The sequence below is a fragment of the Rhodanobacter humi genome (assembly GCF_041107455.1).
Classification (GTDB): domain Bacteria; phylum Pseudomonadota; class Gammaproteobacteria; order Xanthomonadales; family Rhodanobacteraceae; genus Rhodanobacter_A.
The window spans coordinates 2,681,876-2,701,198 of record NZ_JBGBPY010000001.1 but is presented as its reverse complement, the minus strand read 5'-3'; the positions used below and the strand labels follow the sequence as shown (position 1 = coordinate 2,701,198).

At 68.7% G+C, this 19,323-nt stretch carries 21 protein-coding genes; 6 read left to right on the top strand and 15 right to left on the bottom strand.

The features are described 5' to 3' along the window. Window positions 1–52: 52 nt before the first annotated feature. The 3 genes from AB7878_RS11845 to AB7878_RS11835 are packed head-to-tail and all read right to left on the bottom strand — an operon-like array spanning window position 53 to window position 2,768. Window positions 53–2,056 (bottom strand): chemotaxis protein CheA, encoded by a 2,004-nt coding sequence (locus AB7878_RS11845; RefSeq protein ID WP_369494562.1) that lies wholly within the window; start codon window positions 2,054–2,056, stop codon window positions 53–55. A 9-nt stretch (window positions 2,057–2,065) separates the two neighbouring features. Further along, window positions 2,066–2,428, bottom strand: a complete 363-nt coding sequence (locus AB7878_RS11840; protein WP_077482174.1) for a response regulator — start codon at window positions 2,426–2,428, stop codon at window positions 2,066–2,068. A 13-nt stretch (window positions 2,429–2,441) separates the two neighbouring features. Beyond that, a complete protein-coding gene (locus AB7878_RS11835) occupies window positions 2,442–2,768 on the bottom strand; it encodes an STAS domain-containing protein (RefSeq protein WP_369494561.1) in 327 nt (108 codons plus the stop codon). 176 nt (window positions 2,769–2,944) lie between these two features. Between AB7878_RS11835 and fliK the strand changes: the two genes are divergently transcribed. The 4 genes from fliK (at window position 2,945) to AB7878_RS11815 (ending at window position 5,468) form a co-directional block, all read left to right on the top strand. Next, window positions 2,945–4,090, top strand: a complete 1,146-nt coding sequence (gene fliK / locus AB7878_RS11830) for a flagellar hook-length control protein FliK (RefSeq protein WP_369494560.1) — start codon at window positions 2,945–2,947, stop codon at window positions 4,088–4,090. A 10-nt stretch (window positions 4,091–4,100) separates the two neighbouring features. After that, the gene (locus AB7878_RS11825) at window positions 4,101–4,367 is read left to right on the top strand and encodes a flagellar biosynthesis protein (RefSeq protein WP_369494559.1); all 267 of its coding nucleotides are present in this window, start codon (window positions 4,101–4,103) and stop codon (window positions 4,365–4,367) included. 422 nt (window positions 4,368–4,789) lie between these two features. Further along, entirely contained in the window at window positions 4,790–5,176 is a 387-nt protein-coding gene (locus AB7878_RS11820) for a DUF4160 domain-containing protein (protein WP_369494558.1), read from the top strand. 76 nt (window positions 5,177–5,252) lie between these two features. After that, entirely contained in the window at window positions 5,253–5,468 is a 216-nt protein-coding gene (locus AB7878_RS11815) for a glycine zipper domain-containing protein (protein WP_369494557.1), read from the top strand. Window positions 5,469–5,820: 352 nt separating this feature from the next. On the opposite strand, the gene AB7878_RS11810 is transcribed toward AB7878_RS11815, so the two are convergent. After that, entirely contained in the window at window positions 5,821–6,900 is a 1,080-nt protein-coding gene (locus AB7878_RS11810; protein WP_369494556.1) for an IS110 family RNA-guided transposase, read from the bottom strand. A 145-nt stretch (window positions 6,901–7,045) separates the two neighbouring features. On the opposite strand from AB7878_RS11810, the gene AB7878_RS11805 reads away from it, so the two are divergent. Beyond that, the gene (locus tag AB7878_RS11805) at window positions 7,046–7,546 is read left to right on the top strand and encodes a hypothetical protein (protein ID WP_369494555.1); all 501 of its coding nucleotides are present in this window, start codon (window positions 7,046–7,048) and stop codon (window positions 7,544–7,546) included. A 71-nt stretch (window positions 7,547–7,617) separates the two neighbouring features. Further along, entirely contained in the window at window positions 7,618–8,070 is a 453-nt protein-coding gene (locus AB7878_RS11800; RefSeq protein WP_369494554.1) for a hypothetical protein, read from the top strand. 119 nt (window positions 8,071–8,189) lie between these two features. Here AB7878_RS11800 and AB7878_RS11795 read toward each other — a convergent pair whose 3' ends face one another. The 11 genes from AB7878_RS11795 to flhA form a co-directional block, all read right to left on the bottom strand. Beyond that, on the bottom strand, window positions 8,190–8,540 hold the full coding sequence (locus AB7878_RS11795) for a DUF2802 domain-containing protein (protein WP_369494553.1): 351 nt from the start codon (window positions 8,538–8,540) through the stop codon (window positions 8,190–8,192). After that, window positions 8,530–9,006, bottom strand: a complete 477-nt coding sequence (locus tag AB7878_RS11790) for a chemotaxis protein CheW (protein ID WP_369494552.1) — start codon at window positions 9,004–9,006, stop codon at window positions 8,530–8,532. Before AB7878_RS11790 ends, AB7878_RS11795 begins: the two co-directional genes overlap by 11 nt. Then, window positions 9,003–10,049, bottom strand: a complete 1,047-nt coding sequence (gene motD, locus AB7878_RS11785) for a flagellar motor protein MotD (protein ID WP_369494551.1) — start codon at window positions 10,047–10,049, stop codon at window positions 9,003–9,005. The genes AB7878_RS11790 and motD overlap by 4 nt, the downstream gene beginning before the upstream one ends. Then, a complete protein-coding gene (locus tag AB7878_RS11780) occupies window positions 10,046–10,786 on the bottom strand; it encodes a flagellar motor protein (RefSeq protein WP_369494550.1) in 741 nt (246 codons plus the stop codon). Before AB7878_RS11780 ends, motD begins: the two co-directional genes overlap by 4 nt. 288 nt (window positions 10,787–11,074) lie before the next feature. Further along, complete coding sequence (locus AB7878_RS11775; protein ID WP_369494549.1) at window positions 11,075–13,006, bottom strand: chemotaxis protein CheA; 1,932 nt, start codon at window positions 13,004–13,006, stop codon at window positions 11,075–11,077. Then, window positions 13,007–13,648 (bottom strand): protein phosphatase CheZ, encoded by a 642-nt coding sequence (locus AB7878_RS11770; protein ID WP_369494548.1) that lies wholly within the window; start codon window positions 13,646–13,648, stop codon window positions 13,007–13,009. Then, on the bottom strand, window positions 13,645–14,052 hold the full coding sequence (gene cheY, locus AB7878_RS11765) for a chemotaxis response regulator CheY (protein ID WP_077483980.1): 408 nt from the start codon (window positions 14,050–14,052) through the stop codon (window positions 13,645–13,647). Before cheY ends, AB7878_RS11770 begins: the two co-directional genes overlap by 4 nt. 60 nt (window positions 14,053–14,112) lie before the next feature. Further along, the gene (locus tag AB7878_RS11760) at window positions 14,113–14,841 is read right to left on the bottom strand and encodes an RNA polymerase sigma factor FliA (RefSeq protein WP_369494547.1); all 729 of its coding nucleotides are present in this window, start codon (window positions 14,839–14,841) and stop codon (window positions 14,113–14,115) included. Next, window positions 14,838–15,773, bottom strand: coding sequence for a MinD/ParA family ATP-binding protein (locus tag AB7878_RS11755; RefSeq protein ID WP_369495759.1), 936 nt, complete (start codon window positions 15,771–15,773; stop codon window positions 14,838–14,840). Before AB7878_RS11755 ends, AB7878_RS11760 begins: the two co-directional genes overlap by 4 nt. Window positions 15,774–15,787: 14 nt before the next feature. Beyond that, on the bottom strand, window positions 15,788–17,104 hold the full coding sequence (gene flhF, locus AB7878_RS11750) for a flagellar biosynthesis GTPase FlhF (protein ID WP_369494546.1): 1,317 nt from the start codon (window positions 17,102–17,104) through the stop codon (window positions 15,788–15,790). A gap of 127 nt (window positions 17,105–17,231) precedes the next feature. Then, window positions 17,232–19,319, bottom strand: coding sequence for a flagellar biosynthesis protein FlhA (flhA, locus tag AB7878_RS11745; RefSeq protein WP_369494545.1), 2,088 nt, complete (start codon window positions 19,317–19,319; stop codon window positions 17,232–17,234). Window positions 19,320–19,323: the final 4 nt, after the last annotated feature.

Here is a 19,323-nt window from a genome sequence, read left to right as displayed (position 1 = left end):
GCTCCTACCCGGCCCGGGCTACGCGGAGACTTTGAACAGGCTCCATGGACGCTCAGGCCGCCTTGCTGCGCCGTCCCAGCCGCACCACGCCGCCCACGTCGACGATCAGGGCCACCGAACCGTCGCTGACGATGGTGGCGCCCGACACGCCCTGTACCTGCTGGTAGTGCTTCTCCAGCGACTTGATCACCGCCTGCTGCTGGCCCACCAGCTCGTCGACCAGCAGGCCCACGCGCTGGCCGCCGTCCTCGACCACCACCACGATGCCGCGCTCGATCGCGGTGACCGCATCGGCGCAGCCGAAGGCGTGGTGCAGCCGGATCACCGGCAGGTATTCGTCGCGGAAGCGGAACACCTCGCCACCGCCGGCGGTGCGGCGCACGGCGTCGGCCGGCAGGCGCAGCGATTCGACGATGGAGATCAGCGGCACGATGTAGCGTTCGGCGCCCACCGTGGTGACCAGGCCGTCGATGATCGCCAGCGTCAGCGGCAGCGCGATGGTGAACACGCTGCCCTGGCCGGCCACGCTCTTCACGCCCACGCTGCCGCCGAGGTCGCGCACGTTGCGGCGCACGACGTCCATGCCCACGCCGCGGCCGGAAAGGTCGGTGGCCTGGGCCGCGGTGGAGAAGCCGGGCTGGAAGATCAGCTCGGCCACCTCGTCGTCGCTCAGCGGCTGGGTGGCCGAAACCAGCCCTCGCTCTACCGCCTTGGCGCGAATGCGTTCATGACTCAGGCCGGCGCCGTCGTCGCTGATCCGCACGATGATGTTGCTGCCCTCGTGGTGCGCGTCGAGCGTGAGCGTGCCGGTTTCCGGCTTGCCCGCGGCGCGGCGCTGCTCGGGCATTTCCAGGCCGTGGTCGATCGCGTTGCGCACCAGGTGCACCATCGGATCGCCGATCTTCTCCAGCACGGTCTTGTCCAGCTCGGTGTGCTCGCCGTGCAGCTCCAACCGCACCTGCTTGCCGAGCTTGCGCTCGAGGTCGCGCACCAGGCGCGGGAAGCGGTTGAACACGCTGCCGATCGGCAGCATGCGGATGCGCATCACGCTGTCCTGCAGCTCGCGCGTGTTGCGCTCCAGCTGGGCCAGCCCCTCGCGCAGCCGCTCCAGCTGCGAAAGATCGAAATGCTCGCCGATGTCGCTGAGCATGGACTGGGTGATCACCAGCTCGCCCATCATGTCGATCAGCGCATCGACCTTGTCGATGCCCACGCGGATCGAGCCGCCATCGGCATGGCCTGCAGTGCTCGCGACGGTGGCCTCGCGTGCCGGCGCCGGCGTTTCCGCAGCAGGCGTCGCCGCTGCGATTGGCACCGGCGTTGCCACGACGGCTTCGGTCGCGGCCGCGGTCAGCGGCGCGATGGCGAGTTCGCAGTCGCCGTCCAGCCAGTCGAATACGGCGTCGAGATCCGCGCGTGCCACCGCACCGTGCAGGCGCAGTTCCCAGCCGAGATGGCACTGGCCAGGATCGAGCGCGGCGAAGTCCGCGGGCGCGGATTCGGTCACGAAGGCGCGCAGCACTTCCAGCCGGCCCAATGTCTGCAATTCGTTGAACACGCGGAGGGGATCGTTGCCGGTCTGCAGCAGGTGCGGCAGCGCAACGAAGCGGATCGCCCAGCCGGTGGCCGGCGCGGCCGACGCCTGCACCGCGACGGGCGCCGGCGCGCCCGCGACCAGCTGCGCCAGCTCGGCGCGCAGCGCCTCGCTGCCGGCGTCGGCCGCGGGCTGGCCGCGACTGGTGCGGTCCAGCATGCCGCGCAGGCAGTCGAGCGAGCGCAGCAGCAGGTCGATCAAGCCGGCATCCACCGCGCGGCGTTCGCTGCGCACTTCCTCCAGCAGCGATTCGGCCACGTGGGTGAACGCGGCCATGTCGGCGAAGCCGAACGTCGCCGCGCCGCCCTTGATCGAATGCGCCGCGCGGAAGATGGTGTGCACCAGCTCGTGGTCGGTCGAGCCCGAGTCCAGCGCCAGCAGCGCCGCCTCCATCGCGTCGAGGCCTTCGCGGCTTTCCTCGAAGAAGGTCTGGTGGAACTGGCTGAGATCAACCGTGGCCATCGATGCCCCTTAACCCAGCACGCGCTTGACGGTGGCCAGCAGCTGCTCGGGGTCGAACGGCTTGACCAGCCAGCCGGTGGCGCCGGCGGCCTTGCCTTCCATCTTCTTCTCGGTGTGCGACTCGGTGGTGAGCATCAGGATCGGCACGCCCTTGTACTCGGGCTTCGCGCGCAGCGCGCGCACCATGCTGATGCCGTCCATCACCGGCATGTTGACGTCGGCCAGCACCAGGTCGAACGCGCTGCCGCCGGCCGCATCCAGCGCCAACTGGCCGTTCTCGGCCTCGGTCACCTCGTGGCCCGCGCCGCGCAGGGTGAAGGCCACCATGCCGCGCATCGAAGCCGAATCGTCTACCGCGAGAATCTTTGCCATGCTGCCACCTCGTTCAGGCCGGCCGGGCGGCCGGCAGTTCCAGAATCTTCGCCAGGCCCAAGAGCCCGGCCGCGTCGTTCAGGGCCGCGCTGCTGCCGCGCCAAGCCAGCGCGCCGCCGCGACCGTCCAGCGCGCGGCGCAGCAGCACCAGCAGCTGCAGCGCGGCGGTATCCACGCGCTCCACCTGGCTGCCGTCGAGCTCGACGGCGCCGCCCGGCAAGGCCGCCACCAGTTCGGTGTGCAGCGCCGCCAGGGTGGCCATGCGGCAGTCCGGCGGCAGCACCACCGCCTCGCCTGCCGCCTGTTCGCCGTCCCGTTTCGCCGCCCGCTTGCCGGCCATGCCCATCGCTCCGTTCGCGCCCGTTGGCGCCGACTGCTGGGCTTATCGGCCGCGCTGGTGCACGCTTTAGGCCCATTTGCCGGTCCGGCGACGTCGCCTCAAGTTCGTGCGAAAACGGTCGATGTCCTTTGGGACGAGCCCGCTCTCGACACCACCCTCCACGCGCAGGAATCCGCTTGATCATCCAGCCGACCAGCCTTGCCGCCCTGACCTGGGCCGGCGCCGCCTCTGGCAGCGCCGCGCCGAGCTGGCGCATCGGCAGCGTGCTGCTGGCGCGGCCGCTGGGCGTGAATGCGCAGGGCCTGCAGGTCCTGCAGATCGGCACGCTGACGGTGGAGGCCGACGTGGCCGGCGGACAGCTGCCCGCACAATTCCAGGTGCGCGTGCTGAGCCTGGGCGCCCAGCCGCAACTGGAGATGCTCGCGCAGCCGAGCGACCCCGTGCTGCAGCGCGCCCTGCGCGAGCGCCTGCCGCAGCAGAACGGTTACGCGCCGCTGCTGGCCACGCTGGACGCGCTGGCCCAGCGGCCGGTGCTGCGCCAGTTGCCGCCGGAACTGCGCAACGCGCTCGCCCTGCTCGAACAGGCCATGCCCAGCCCGGCGGAGGTCACCCGCGGCGAAGGCCTGCGCGTGGCGATCGAACACAGCGGGCTGTTCCTCGAATCCCTGCTTGCGCGTCCGCCGGGCCAACCGGCGCCCCCGCTGCAGGACGACTGGAAGGGTGCGCTGCTGCGCCTGGTCGCCTTGCTCGACCGTCGCGCGCCGGCACCGTCGACGCGGAACACCGGCGACACCGCACCCCCCATGCTGCAGCGCGGCCTGCAGGCGCAGCCGCGCGCGTCCCTGCCGCCGTCGCTGCTGGCGGGCGACGAAGTGGAGCCGCTGCTGGATCGCCTGCAAGGCGACGTGAAGGCCGCACTGGCGCGGGTCGAGGTAGCCCAGCTGGAGTCCGCCAGCGGCCCGCTGCCGGCGTGGATGATCGAGATTCCGCTGCACGGCGTGGACGGCCGCGACGTGCTGCAACTGCAGCTGGAATACGCCATCGACACCGGCGACGGCAGCCGCGGCTGGAACCTGGGCTTCGCGCTGGACCTGCCCGCGCTGGGCGCGGTGCAAGGCGAATTGCAGCTGCGCGAGCCGCGCCTGTCGGTGCGCCTGTGGGCCGCGCAAGCCGATACCGTGCAACGGCTGGAGCGCCAGTTCGGCGCGCTGCGCCAGCGCCTGGCCGCCTGCGGCCTGCTGCTCGACCAGCTGAGTTGCCAACTGGGCCTGCCCGAGCCGCCGAACCGCTACAGCGCCGTGCTGCTGCAGGCCACCGCATGAGCACGTCGACATGAACCCGCCGACTTCTCCTCCCGCGCGCCGGGTCAGCCTGCGCCTGTCCGCGCCCGGCAGCGGCGAGACGCGCGCGCTGCCACCCGAGTCGCTGGAAAGCCTGCGCGCCCGCGCGCAGGCACTGGGCCTGCCGCTGCACTCCGATCCGCAGATCGCCGCCCTCTTGGCCGGCCTGCGCCTGCGCGACGACGTGCCGGTGCTGCTCTACGCTGCGGCGGCTTCGGTGTTGGCCGCGGTCTATGACGCGGCGGAGGAGCAGGGCTGATTCACGCCACTGGCGCGCGCATCGCGAGGATCAGGTCCCGCCTCGTCACGCGACAGTCCAAAGCACGCGACCAGTGGTCCGGTATCCACGCCTTCGCACGCGAGTTGTCTTGCCAGCAAGTGGACCTGAAACCGCTCTGGAACCCAGGCTGTAGTGGCTAACCCGAAGCACCCGCGCACCTCGTCCAGCAGCCGCGGCGACTTGCCTGCGTCGGCATGCATATCGGCGTTTTCGGGGGTGATATGACATACACACCTCATTTCGCCAGATATGCATACCAGCATCCGCCTATGCGGCGAGCCGAGACAGCCGGGCAAGTCCTTGATGGTTTGCAGGATTTCCCCGCTTGACGGTGCCTCAGCGAGCGTGGAGCATGGCACGCATATGCCCCGATCTGGGGACTACTAAGCGTTAGGCCGCTAATGAATCCATACGAGGAAATTGAGCAAAGAGCGAGAGCCGCTGAGTCCTTACAGGATTCTGCTGCTGTTCTCTCAGATCTTCTCTCGGGCGGCTTCTCGGTCTGGATGGATGGATCGCTTTACAGCATCAAGCAACTAGTCGCGCGTGTTCAGGGACTTCAGATCCATGTCTACGCCAACGAACATTCTCCACCCCACTTCCATGTAAAAAGCCCGGACATAGAGGCTTCCTTCACTATTCAAGACTGTGCTTTCATGCATGGCAATATCGGTGGGCGCGAAAAAAATTTGATCCAATGGTGGTATGAGCGGTCCCGGCCACAACTTGTTTCCGCGTGGAACTCCACGAGGCCATCCGATTGCCCAGTTGGGCCCATCAGTGAGTAGTACGCGGCCTAACCGTTCAAGGCGGACGGCTACGCCGCCGCTTAACTCCAGCGTTAGGCGCCACAGGATTCGAGGCATGTCAAAGCAACAGACGGAGCGGCAGCGTTACTTGGGTTTTGGTATCAGCATTGGCGTTGCGATTGGGTGTGGCCTCGGAATAATCTTTGGCAATCTCGCTCTAGGTATCGGCCCGGGTATTGCAATCGGCGTCCTGTTTGGGATTGCGTTAGGCAAAAAGCACGCAGCCAAATCTGGCACCGACAGCAGCGAGGACGATGCTGGCGGCGTCTAACATTTCCGTAAGAGACTTCCGATCAAGCCCGGGCGCATGATGCTTTTGCCCTGAGCTTTCGGGCCACTGCTGGTCATGGTGTTGTCCTGTTTTCTACGTGCTGCGCGTCAGTGCTGTGCGTGCTGCAACGAGTGTCAGACGGCATTTCCGTAACCGGTCTTGTTGAGCCGATGTGGCCGACTCGGACCTCTGTATAAACCGCACCCGAAGACCTCTTTCGTTCATCGGACTGTCCGGGGCTCGGGGATCGGCCGAAGCGCCGTTTGGACGTCCATCCAGTTAGCCAGGTTCTCTCCGGGGTGGTCTGACCTGTTGTCTACCGTATCGCGCTGACGATGGAGCGAAACTTCTTCTAGGCCACGTGCATCGCGTGGCTTTGCCGGTGCATCGGGTGGTTCAGGCACGCGTGCGGGTCGTAGTCCACGTCGTGCGCCAGTACCGCCCAGATCTGCCGGGCGTGCTTGTTGGCGATGGCCACGATCACCTTGCCGAAGGGCAGGCGCCCATCGAGTGAGCGTATCCACAGCTGTTCCGGGGTGGCCTTCTCCGTGGCCACGGCCTTGGCGCGCTGCAGGCTGCTGCGGGCACCCTGGATCAGCAGCGTGCGCAGGTACGCATCACCGCGGCAGCTGATGCCACCCAGTTGTGCATGCCCGCCGCTGGAATGTTGCGTGGGCACCAAGCCGAGCCATGCAGACATCTGCCGCCCCTGTTTGAACTCGCGGGCGTTGCCCACCGTGGCCACCGCCGCATCGGCGGTGATCGGGCCGATGCCCACCATGGCGCGCAACTGCACGCACCGCGCGTCCTGACGCGCGTGGGCTTCGATGCGGGCATCGCACGCGTCGAAGTGCAGGCGCACCTGCGTCCAGTGATCGGCCAGGTCACGCAGCAACTCCTTGAACTCGGCGGGCAGTGCGAGCTGCGCATCCAGGTCCGCCAACCGTCGACGCAGCGCCCGATCGCTCTGCGCCACGATCACGCCGAACTCGGCGAGCAGGCCACGGATGCGATTGCCGATGGCGAGCGATTCGGCCTTGTAGCCCTCGCGCACCCGATGCCACGACAGGCGCACCTGCTGGTCGATGTCCTTGACCGGCACGAAGCGCATGTTGCCCTGGCGCGCCGCGGTGGCAATCGCCTCGGCGTCGGCGCGATCGTTCTTGCTGCGCGAGCTCTTGCGGAACGGTTTGACGAACTGGGCGGCCATGATCTTCGGCTGCAAGCCGTACGCCTGGCAGCGCCGCGCCCAATGATGTGCCCCGCTGCATGCCTCCATCGCCACCACCGTGCCCGCCGGCAGCTGCGGCAGCCACGCGATAAACGCATCGCGACGCAGATCCTGCCGCCGCCGCACGTGGCCGGCGCCGTCCATCTCGCACGCCGAAAACACGCTCTTCGCCAAGTCCACACCCAGGGTTATAGTGCTCATGGAGACTTCCTCTTCTGCTGACGGTTGTGTCGCAACACCATCATGGCCTTCGAGGCCGAAAGGGGAGGAAGTCTCTTTTTACTCGTTCAAGGCGGACGGCTTCGCCGCCGCTTAACTCTAGCGTTAGCCGTTCAAGGGGGATGTCATGAATGTTACGGAGCTTAAGGATTGGCTTGCCTTCCTCAACAGCACGCCGGATCCCGTAAAGAGCTATCTACTCAAACTATTCTGGGTGCTTGTTGCACTGTTACTTCTCTCGGCAATTCTAAAAATTCTCTTTAGTAAACAGTTTAGGGAGCTGTACGCCGCTCTTGCAAAAGGAGCCAACTTCGCCGCTCAGCTTGGAAAAGCAGCGGCGTCAGGGGCTGGCAAGGCCCTGGAGCTGCCTGAGCCCTATCCACGCATTGCAAAATTCTTTGCCATTGTATTTATGGCAAATAACTATGCAGCGGCGTTCGTCTTCGGTGTTTTTGCATTGATAGTAGGCGTGCTGTCTGTCACATCTTCTGTGCCCAGTTTTTTGGCAAGAACGGCTGCAATGCTTATCACATTCGCACTTGTGTATTTTGCTTGGTTCTTCTTCGCTCAAGCTGAGCATGATCGTGTTCGTCTGTTCAATCGCCGTGAGAACTCGGCAAGCGGCTAACAATTCGTCCAAGCGGACGGCTCCGCCGCCGCTTAACTCCAGCGTTAGGCCGCACAACAATGGAGGGGCCCATGAATGGCGCTCAGGTTCTCGTCGCGTTGGCGGCGCTTGTCTCACTGGTTGGCTGTGCCAACACAGGTGCGGTTAAGCCGCCAACTTGGCTTTCAGGCTCCTACGAGGGCACCCTGTCGGCACCGGCTGCCGTGGGCTGCGGTCTCCCGTCAATGCTTGAGCCGTTCACTTGGACTATCTCGGTCGATGGTGATGACTTTCTACTCGTCTCCAAGTCGCCGTACGGAAATACCTTCACGTTCAAATCGAAGCTTCGCAGCGAGGGTGAACATTGGCTGTTATCTGGTTCTTTAGAAACCACTTCGAAGTCCCTCGGCAATGGCACTTTCGTGGGCCGCCTTTACGCGGCCGATCATGGCGTCATCTTCGCCCACTCGGTCCAGTCAGCCACGAATCCAGATTGCCACGAGGAAGGTGCAGCGCTCGCGGGTGCCAGGGATCGCCGGACCTGAGTGCCTCCCGGGTACCGCCTAACCCTTCGCTCAACCGGACGCAAACCCGCTACGTGGGTTCGCGCCGGTTACCTCAAGCGTTAGGCGGCCCCGGGCACCAGGAAACTTTGAACCGGCTCTTACAAAGCCGGCACGCGCATCGCGAGGATCAGCGTCGCCTCGTCGCGCGACAATCCGCAGCAGGCGACCAATTGCTCGACATCGGCGCCTTCGCGCGCGAGTTGCTTGGCCAGCTCCCACGAGCGCCCGAGCGTTGCCGGCCGTTCCACCTGACCGAGTTGCCGTTCGAGCCGGCCCAGCGCGGTCACCAGCATCGAGGTGGGCACGTCGGTACTGGTGCCGGCGGCGTTCTGCCACAACGCATCGACGCGTTGATGCAGCCGACGGGACTGCCGCCACAGTCGCAGCAGCAGCAGGGTCTGGCCGGTGGCCAGCAGGAGCAGCGCGAGTACGCCCAGTTCAAGCCACATCGTCGTCTCCTTCCAGCCGGTACAGCCGGCGCGCGTCGAGCAGGGCCACGAAGCCGTCCCGCCAGGGCAGCACGCCGCTGACCGGATCGTCGTCGCGGCTGGCACGGCCCGGTGGCGGCGGTGCGATCTCCAGGCCGTCGCGGTCGATCAGTTCGCCGACCGCGTCGACCTTGAGGCCGAGCGAATGGCCGGCATGCGCCAGCATCACGATGCGCACCGCGAGCGGATCGGCGGCGGGCTCTGCCGGCAGGCCCAGCCGACGGCGGCCGTCCATCACCGGCACGATGCGCCCGCGCAGGTGGCGCACGCCGAGCAGGTCGGCGGCGGCGCCGGGCACCGGGGTCAGTTCCTCCTCGCGGATCACCTCGCTGACGTCGGCCAGCCGCGCGGCGTACAGCTGCGCACCGATGCGGAACGACAGCCAGTGGCGATCCGCTCCGGCGTGGTCGGAAGCATGGCTGTTCATGGCGTAGCCCTGGCCTGGATCGCGCTACCGGATGCGCTGTCCGAGGGGATGGTGGCGGCCGGCACTTCCGCGTGAGCCGTGGCGGCCGGCGCTTCGGCCGGCGCAGCCTTCGTCGCCGCTGCCGATTGCAAAGGCTCGATCACCTGCACGGTGGGCAACATGCCCGGCGCGGTCGCTTCGGCGATGCCGGGTTGCCGGTCGAGTTCGCCGATGGTGCTGCGCTCGCGCTGCGGCGCCGAGCCTTCGCCCATCACCACCACCAGCACGCGGCGGTTCTCGTTGCGGCCTTCCACGGTGTCGTTGTCGGCCACCGGATGCATCTCGCCCCAGCCGATGATGCCGAGCCGGTCCGGCACGATGCCGTTGTTGACGAACAGCCGCGCCACGCTGCCGGCACGCGCCGCCGAGAGTTCCCAGTTCGAGGGATACAGCGCGGTGTTGATCGGCACGTCGTCGGTGAAGCCTTCGACCCGCAACGGATTGGCGAAGCCCGCCAGCACCGCGGCGAGATTGTGCAGCACGCCCTGCGCCGGCACGGACAGCTGCGCCACGCCACTGGGGAACAGGATGTCGGTGCGGATCTCGATCTCCAGCCACTGCCCGTTGTTGCGCACCACCACCTGCTTGCGGTCGATCAGCGCCTGCAGCGCCTTGCGCACATCGGCCTCGATGCGCTTGAGGTTGGCCGGTGGCGTGGTCTGGTGCGCGATGTCACGGCCGTTGCCGCCCTGCAGCGCCACCGGATGCGGCGGGATCGGCACGGCGATCGGCACCGCCGCGGAACCCGCCTGCCCGGCCGGCGTGGCGATCGCGGGGTTGACGTTGTGCGGCCGCACCCGGGTGGGCGGCAGTGGCGCAACCGCGTGGCTGGAGCCGTTGAACGCCTCGATCAGCGATTCGGACATCACGCGGAACTTGCCTTCGTTGACCACCGAGACCGCGTACATCACCACGAAGAAGGCCAGCAGCAGGGTCATCAGGTCGGCATAGGGAATCGCCCACGCCTCGTGGTTCACGTGGTCCTCGTGCTTGTGCCGCCTCATGCCACGTAACCCTGCAGGCGCGACTCGATCTGGCGCGGGTTGTCGCCCTGGGCGATCGACACCAGGCCCTCGATCAGGATCTCGCGCATCCGCGTCTGCTTGTTGATCAGGCCCTTCAGCCGCGCCGCCATCGGCAGCATGAACAGGTTCGCCAGCGCCACGCCGTAGATGGTGGCGACGAAGGCCGCCGCGATGCCGTGGCCGAGCTTGGACGGGTCGGCGAGGTTCTGCATCACCGCCATCAGGCCCATCACCGCGCCGATGATGCCCAGCGTGGGCGAGTAGATGCCGGCGTTCTCGTACACCTTGGCGCCGGCCAGGTCGGTGGCCTCGCGGGTTTCCAGGTCCACCTCCAGCACGCCGCGGATCGCCTCCGGCTCGCCGCCGTCGACCAGCAGCTGCAGACCCTTCTTCACGAACGGGTCGGACTCGGACTCGATCTGCGGCTCCAGGCCCAGCAGGCCCTGCCGGCGCGAGATCTCGCTCCAACCCACGATGCGGCTGATCAGGTCGTCCGGCCGGTGTTGCGGTGGCTTGAAGACCATCGCCATCATCTTCAGCGCGCGCTTGAGCACCTTGCCCTGGTTCTGCACCAGCAATGCCGCCAGCGTGCCGATGAACACGATCACGAACGCGGCGGGGTTCCACAGCGCGTCGACCGTGGAGCCCTTGAGGATGGTGCCGACGATGATGACCACGAAGGCCAGGATCGTGCCGATGATGCTGATCAGATCCATGATGTTAGAGCCTGTTTACGATCCCCAAGCGCCCCGCGCCAGGAGCTGTTTGCGCGCAGGCCAAGGAAGAACGAAGGAGTGGACGTCCGTCCACGACTGAGTGATGACGCAGGCATGCGGGCAAACAGGCCCGGCCCCGGAATTGATAGGTGCCGGGGTTGCCATCGAGTGGCCGCCATGCGGCAGCGCGCGGCTTGGCCTGCCAGCCAGGCAGGCGCTGCGCCACGCCCTACCACCTGGCGGCCACTCGATGACAACGCGGGGTGCTTGGGGATCATAAACAGGCTCTTAGCCGGTCTGCGCGAGGGGGAGGGGAGACGGCGCGGCGCCGTCGGCGAGACCGGCCAGCTCCATCACCAGCGCCAGCCGGCCGTCGCCGGTGACGGTGGCGCCGGCGACGCCGGGCACGTCGGCGAACAGGTGGCCGAGCGGCTTGACGATGACGTCCTCGCGGCCGAGCACCTCGTGCACCAGGCAGCCCAGCCGCTGGTGGCCGATGTGCAGCACCGCCACGTGGCGCACCGGCTCGGCCGCCACGCCGGCCCAGTCGACCAGGTCGACCAGCGGCAGCGCACGGCCGCGGTGACGCGCGACCAGGCGGCCGTCGAGCAGGCAGTCCTGGCCCGCGGCCAGTTCGAACACTTCTTCCACGTTGCCCAGCGGCAGCGCCAACAGACGCTGACCCACACGCACCATCAGCACGCGCAGCACCGCCAGGGTGAGCGGCACGGCGAGTTCCAGCTCGCTGCCGTGGCCGAGGCGCGAATGCACGGCCAGCGTGCCACCCAGCTCGGTGATGCGGGTCTTCACCACGTCCATGCCGACGCCGCGGCCGGAGACATCCGACACCGTGGCGGCAGTGCTGAAGCCGGGGCGGAAGATCAGTTCGTAGCACTCGGCCTCGGACAGCCGCGCGGCCTGCGCCGCGTCGATGACGCCCTTCTCCACCGCCTTGCGGCGCAGGATTTCCGGAGCCATGCCGCGGCCGTCGTCGCTCACCGTGATCACGATGCGCTCGCCACGCTGGCTGGCCGACAGCACCACGCGGCCCTTGCGCGGCTTGCCGCCCTGCTCGCGCAGGTCCGGCGCTTCCACGCCGTGGTCGAGCGCGTTGCGCAGCAGGTGGATCAGCGGATCGGCGAGCGCCTCGACCAGGCTGCGGTCGAGATCGGTGCCCTCGCCTTCCAGCACCAGTTCCACTTCCTTGCCGAGCTGGCGGGCGAGGTCGCGCACGATGCGCGGGAAGCGCTGGAACAGCCGGCCCACCGGCTGCATGCGCATGCCCATCACCGCGCCTTGCAACTCGTCGGTGATGCGGTCCAGCTCGCCGGCCGCGGCGGCCAGCGTCTCGCTGCCGTGACGCGCGGCGAGGCTGAGCAGGCGGTTGCGCGCCAGCACCAGTTCGCCGGCGTGGTTGACCAGCAGGTCCAGCCGCGCGGTGTCCACGCGCACCGTGGTCTCGGCGGCCGGCGCGGCATGACGCGCCGACGGCGCAGGCGCGACAGCGGGCGCAGATACGGGTGCCGCGATTGGCGCGGCAGCGATACCGGGCTGGCCGCCCGCGTCTTGCAAGCCAGGCTGGCCGCTCGTGGCTTGCAACCCGGGCTGGCCGCCCTTGCCGTGCAGCGTGTCCAGCAGCGCCTCGAATTCGTCGTCGTCGATCGTTGCGTCCGGTGCCGGCGCGGGCGGCAGGACGGTCGGCGCTACCGTGCCCGGTGCGGCGGTGCCGTACAGGCTGTCGAGCAGCGCCTCGAACTCGCTGTCGTCGATGGCGCCGCCCGCCGGTTCGGGCGACGGCGCAGGTACAGGCGCCGGTGCAGGTGCGGCGGCGGGCTTGCCGCCACGCGGCAGCAGCGCCTGCAACAGTTCGGCGGGCGGCATCGCCAGCGACGTGCCGGCGCCGAGCGCGGCCATCATCTCGACCAGCCGGTCCAGCGTCTGCAGCAGCGCGTCCATGTAGCTGGCGTCGAGCCGCACGGCGCCGTTGCGGGCCAGGTTGAGCAGGTCCTCGGCGTGGTGGCACAGCTGCACCATCGGTTCCAGCGCGAGGAAGCCCGCGCCGCCCTTGACCGTGTGGAAGGCGCGGAACACGGCATTCAGCAGCTCGCCGTCGTCCGGCGCCGCTTCCAGCCCGACCAGCTGCTCGCCCAGCCGCTCGACGAGTTCGCCGGCCTCGACCAGGAAGTCCTGGCGCAGCTCGTTGTCGAAATCCGCGTTCACCTAGAACCCGAATTCGCTGAGCAGCCGGTCGGCATCCTCCTGGCTGGTCACCTTGGCCACGTCGACCGGCGCCTCGACGCCGGCCAGCGCGCCGGTGAGGCGCACCAGCTCCAGCAGCGAGGATTCCACCGTGCCGATGAAGCTGGCGACCTTCTTGATGCGCTGGCCGGTGAGGTCCTGCCAGGACTGCGCCACCACCATGTCGCCGAGACCGGCGCGGCAGCTGTCGGCGAACGTGGCGGCTTCGCGCGCCAGCGCGGCGGCGGGTTCGTCACCCTCGGCCTGCTGCAGCACGTCCCAGGCGTTGCGCGCCAGCGACTCGGCCTGCGGTCGCAGGCGCTCGGCGAAATCGATGCTGCGGTTGGCGGCGTTCGCGCTCATTTCCAGTACGTCCTGCAGGTGCTGGCGCGCGTCGGCCACGATGCCGGGCACGCCTTCCTGCGCCAGCTCGCCGCCGAGGCGGCGCACGGCGTCGTGCAGTTCGCGGGCGAGCTGGCCCAGCGCGCGGAACAGGTGCTGCTCGCGCTGGCGCACCATCGTGTCCAGCGCGTGCTCGAAGGCGGGGCCTTCCGGGCTGTTCAGCAGATCGCGCAGCTCGGGCGGCAGGCTGTCGTCGACGGCGAGAGGTAGGACGGCATTCATGCGCTGGCTCCGCTGGCGGCGATCCGTTCGAAGATCTTGGTGAGTTTTTCCCTGAGCGTGACCGCGGTGAACGGCTTGACGACGTAGCCGTTCACGCCGGCCTGGGCGGCGGCGATGATCTGGTCGCGGTTGTTCTCGGCGGTGACCATCAGCACCGGCAAGCCCTTCAGCGCAGCCTCGGCGCGGATCGCGCGCAGCAGGTCGATGCCGGTCATGTTCGGCATGTTCCAGTCGGTCACCACCAGGTCGAACGGCTGGCTGCGCAGCATGATCATGGCGTTCTCGCCGTCGTCGGCTTCCTGGATCAGCGTGTTGGTGAAGCCCAGCTCGACCAGCAGGTTCCTGACGATGCGCCGCATGGTGGAGAAGTCGTCCACCACCAGGATTTTCATGTTCTTGTCCAAACGTCTGCTCCGGGTGCAATGGGCCGCATGTGGCCCCGGGGATGGTGGGATGGCGTGGACTCAGTCGCGCCAGCCGGCCAGTTGCGCGCGCAGCCGGATCACGGCCTGGCCGTGGATCTGGCACACGCGCGACTCGCTGACGCCGAGCACGGCACCGATTTCCTTGAGGTTCAATTCCTGTTCGTAGTACAGCGACATCACCAGTTGCTCGCGCTCGGGCAGCGCGCCGATCGCCTCGACCAGCGCCGCGCGCATGCCGTGGTGCTCGATGCCTTCGTCCGGGCCGAGGCTGTTCTCGTCGGCCACGTCGAGCACGCCGGTGTCCTCGCCGTCGTCCGAGGAGGTGAGGCTGAGCAGGCGCGAGGAGGTCGCGTCGGCGAGCACCTGGTGGTATTCCTCCGCGCTCATGCCGAGCCGGCGCATCACTTCGGCGTCGTCCGCCACGGCACCGGTCTCGGCCTCGATCTGGCGGATCGTCTCGGCCACTTCGCGGGTCTTGCGGTGCACCGAGCGCGGCGTCCAGTCGGCGCGGCGCAATTCGTCCAGCATCGCGCCACGGATGCGGATGCCCGCAAACGTCTCGAAGCTGGCGCCCTTGTCGTGGGCAAAGTGGCGCGCTGCCTCCAGCAAACCGATCATTCCCGCCTGGATCAGGTCGCCCACGTCGACGCTGGCCGGCAACCGCCCCATCAGGTGATAGGCGATCCGCCGGACCAGCGGCGCGTGCCGACGTACCAGTTCGTCGGCACTCTCGCGGGAGAGTTGCAGATATTCCGAAGCCGCGTTCATCCCGGCATACCCCCGGCCGGAGCCGTCCGGCCACCGAAGAAGGAGATACGGTCGAGACCCGCATGCTCGGGCTCGATCCACTTATCGACCGCACCGGCCAGTTTCTTGAATGCCCGCGCCGACGGGCTGGACGGCCACAGCTCGACCACCGCGGCCTGGCGCCGGATCGCCTGGCGCAGGCGCTCGTCGTGCGGCACCCAGCCGCTGAATTCGATCGCCACGTCGAGGAAGCGGTCGCTGACCCGCGCCAGCTTCTGGTGCAGTTGCCGCGCCTCGCCCTCGTTGCGCGCCATGCTGGCGACCATGCGCAGGCGGCGCACGCCGAAGTCGCGGCTGAGCACCTTGGCCAGGCCGTAGGCGTCGGTCAGCGAGGCGGGCTCGTCGCACACCACCAGGATCACCTCGGCGGCGGCGGCGGCGAACATCGTCACGCTGTCGGACAGGCCCGCGGCGGTATCCACCAGCAGGTACTCGGGCGGTCGCGCCAGCTCGTCGAAGGCACGGATGATCGCGGCCAGTTCGTTGTTGCCCAGCTGCGCCAGCCGGCGCGCGCCGGAACCGGCCGGCACCACCTGCAGGCCGCAGGCCGCGGGCAGCAGCAGTTCCTGCAGCGTGCATTCGCCGTCGAGCAGGTGGCCGATGTGGCGCGACGGCGCGAGGCCGAGCATCACGTCGACGTTCGCCAGCCCGGTGTCGGCATCCAGCAGCATCACCTCGCGGCCGGCGCCGGCCAGCGCCACGCCGAGGTTCACCGCCAGCGTGCTCTTGCCCACGCCGCCCTTGCCGCCGGCCACCGCGATCGTCTGGCAGTGCCGGCGCGCGCCCGCCACCGCGGACAGCAAGCCGTCGGCCTGGTGGCCGGCGCCCGCCTCCGCGACGGGGCGGCCGACCATCGCCGCCAGCATCTGCCGCAGTCCCGCCGCCTGGTTCATCGCGAGCACCCCGTTCATGCCTGCGCCACGGCGAGGCCGAAGCGCTCGGCCATCAGGTCGTCGTCGGGAAGCTCACTCTTGAGGGACTGCGCGGCGCGGCACACCAGCACGCGCGCGTCGGCGGTGGCGATGTCCTCGGGCACGCGCTGGCCGTCGGTGACGTAGTCCAGCGGCAGGCGGTTGCGGATCAGCACCGACAGCGCGCCGCCCAGCTTCGGCGCCTCGTCCAGTTTGGTCAGGATGCAGGCATGCGGCTTCAGCGCGCGGTAGGCGCGCACCGCGTCCTCCAGCGAGGAAGTCTGCGCGTTGGCCGCCAGCACCAGGCAGGAGCGCAGCTCGCCGGTGTCGGCGAGGATCTCCAGCTGCTGCGCCAGCCGCGGGTCGCTGCCGGCCATGCCGGCGGTGTCGATCAGCACGGTGTGGCGGCCCTGCAGCATCTCCAGCACCTTGCCCAGGCTGCGCGCGTCGTAGGCGGGATAGACCTGCACGCCGAGCAGGCGCCCGTAGTGCTCCAGCTGCGCGGCGGCGCCGATGCGGTAATGGTCGGTACTGACCAGCGCCACGCGCCCGGCGCCGTGGCGCATCACCGCTCTCGCAGCGAGTTTCGCAATGGTCGTGGTCTTGCCCACGCCGGTGGGGCCGACCAGGGCGACCACGCCGCGGTCGTCGTCGCACAGCTGGCGGCCGCTCACCGCGAGGCTGCGGCTGAGCATGCCCAGCGGCAGGTAGCGCGCCTGGTCGGCGTTGAGCTGCTCCGGCAGTTCGGCCACCAGGGTGCGCGCGACGTCGGCCTCGATGCCGAGCCGGGTCAGCTCGCGCAGGATGCGCGCGCGCAGCGGCTGGCGCCGCTCCATGTCGTTCCACGCGAGGCTGGACAGCTGCAGCTCCAGCATCGCGCGCAGGTCGCCCAGCTCGCTGCGCAACTGTGCGGTGTCGCGCGCGGCGCGCTCCATCAGCGGATGCATCGCCGGTGGTTCCGCCGCGACCGCGGCGGCCGGCGCGGCGACGGTATGCAGGCGACGCGGCGCGGGTGGCGGCGGCACCGACGGCTTCGCGGGGGCGACGGCGCGCGACGCCTGCGCCGCAGCCGCAAGCGGCGCCGGCTCGGCCTTCGCTTCCTTCGCCTCCGGTGCGGACGGCGGCGGCGCGGCGGGCGCGCCGTGCCGGGCGGCCTCGCGCACCAGCGCCTCGTCGTAGTCGATCGCGGCGATCACCTCGATGCCGTCGTCCATCCGGCGCGTGGACAGGATCACCGCATCCGGCCCCTGCTCCTCGCGCACCTCGCGCATCGCCTGGCGCATGTCGGGCGCCACGAAACGTTTGATCTTCATGCGTGCTTGCTCCGCGAGCGGAATCCGGAAGTCGCGCTCGGTGATCCGTCATCAGCCAGGACGCCGCAAATTCGCCGCGCCGACCGCCTTTCCGAATTCCGCATGCCGATATCCAAGTCCCTGCTCCTCAACGCCCCAAGGCCTGCACCAGTCGCACCCGACGGTTGTCGGGCACCTCGTTGTAGGCGAGCACGTGCAGGTTTTGTGCCACGTGCCGGGTGAAGCGCGCGAGCCACGGCCGCAGCAGCGGCGCGACCAGCAGCACCGCGGGTTCGCCGCTCATTTCCTGGCGGCGCGCGGCCTCGGCCACGCTCTGCTGCAGGCGGTCGGCGAGGCCCGGTTCCACCGCGGCGCCCGCCACGCCGCCGGACATCGAGCCGAGCAGGATCTGCTCCAGCTCCGGCGCCAGCGTGATGACGGGGACCTCGGTGCCCAGCCCGGCAATCTCCTGCACGATCTGCCGGCCCAGCGCCACGCGCACGGCGGAGGTGAGGACGCCGGGATCCTGACTCTGCGCCGCGTGCTCCGCCAAGGATTCGACGATGCCGCGCATGTTGCGGATCGGCACACGCTCGGCCAGCAGGTTCTGCAGCACCTTCACCACCACGCCCAGGGTGAGGCGCTTGGGCACCAGGTCCTCGACCAGCTTCGGCGCGCCCTGCGCGAGGCGGTCGAGCAGTTGCTGCACGTCCTGGTGGCTGAGCAGTTCGTGCGCGTGGCCTTGCAGGATGTGCGAGAGATGGGTGGCGATCACCGTGGCCGGGTCGACCACGGTGTAACCGTAGCCCTGCGCCAGCTCGCGCTGGCCCGGCTCGATCCACACCGCTTCCAGGCCGAAGGCCGGGTCCTGGGTGGCGATGCCCGGCACCGTGCCGTGCACCTGGCCGGGGTTGATCGCGAGCAGGCGCTCGGTGTGCACCTCGGCCTCGCCCATCGGCACGCCCATCAGCATGATGCGGTAGGTGTTGGGGCCGAGGTCGAGGTTGTCGCGGATGTGCACCGCGGGGATCAGGAAGCCCAGCTCCTGCGACAGCTTGCGGCGCACCGACTTGATCCGCCCCATCAGCTCGCCGCCCTGGTGCTGGTCCACCAGCGGGATCAGCCGGTAGCCCACTTCCAGGCCCAGCGGGTCGACCGTGGTGACGTCCTCCCAGCCCAGTTCCACGCGCTCGGCCGGCGCTGCTGGCGCCGGCGTCGCCGCGGTGTCGGCGGCGAGCTGCTCGCGCGTCTCGCGCTGGCGCTTGAACAGCAGCCACGCCGCGCCGCCGCACACGCCACCCAGCAGCAGGAAGGCGAGGTTCGGCATGCCGGGGATCAGCCCCATCACCCCCAGCACCACCGCCGCCACCGCCAGCGCGCGCGGCTGGCCGAACACCTGGCCGGCGAGCTGGCGGCCCATGTCCTGCGCGCGCGAGACGCGGGTGACGATGATCGCGGTGGCCACCGACAGCATCAGCGCCGGCACCTGCGCGACCAGGCCATCGCCGATGGTCAGCAAGGTATAGGTCTTGGCCGCCTCGCCGGCCGACAGGCCGTGCTGCATCACGCCGACGAAGAAGCCGCCGACGATGTTGATGATGAGGATCAGGATGCCCGCGGTGGCGTCGCCGCGCACGAACTTCGAGGCGCCGTCCATCGAGCCGTAGAAGTCCGCCTCCTCGCGCACTTCCTGGCGCCGTTCCCGGGCCTGTTCCTGGGTCAGCAGGCCGGCGTTGAGGTCGGCGTCGATCGCCATCTGCTTGCCGGGCATCGCGTCCAGGGTGAAGCGCGCGGTGACCTCGGACACGCGGGTGGCGCCCTTGGTGACCACCACGAAGTTGATGATGGTGATGATCGCGAACACCACCAGGCCCACCGCGAAGTTGCCGCCGATCACGAACTCGCCGAACGCCTCGATCACCTTGCCGGCGGCGCCGGGGCCGTCGTGGCCGTGCAGCAGCACCACGCGGGTGGAGGCGATGTTCAGCGCGAGGCGCAGCAACGTGGCCATCAGCACCACGGTGGGAAACGCGGCGAATTCCAGCGGGCGCATCACGTAGACCACCGCCAGCAGGATCACCAGCGACAACGCGATGTTGAAGCTGAACAGCATGTCGAGCAGGAACGGCGGCAGCGGCAACATCATCATCGCCAGCATCACCAGCATCATCACCGGCGCGCCGACGCCCCGTCGCGCCAGCTGCTTGAAATTGCCCAGTACCTGCGTGCCCGTCATGGAT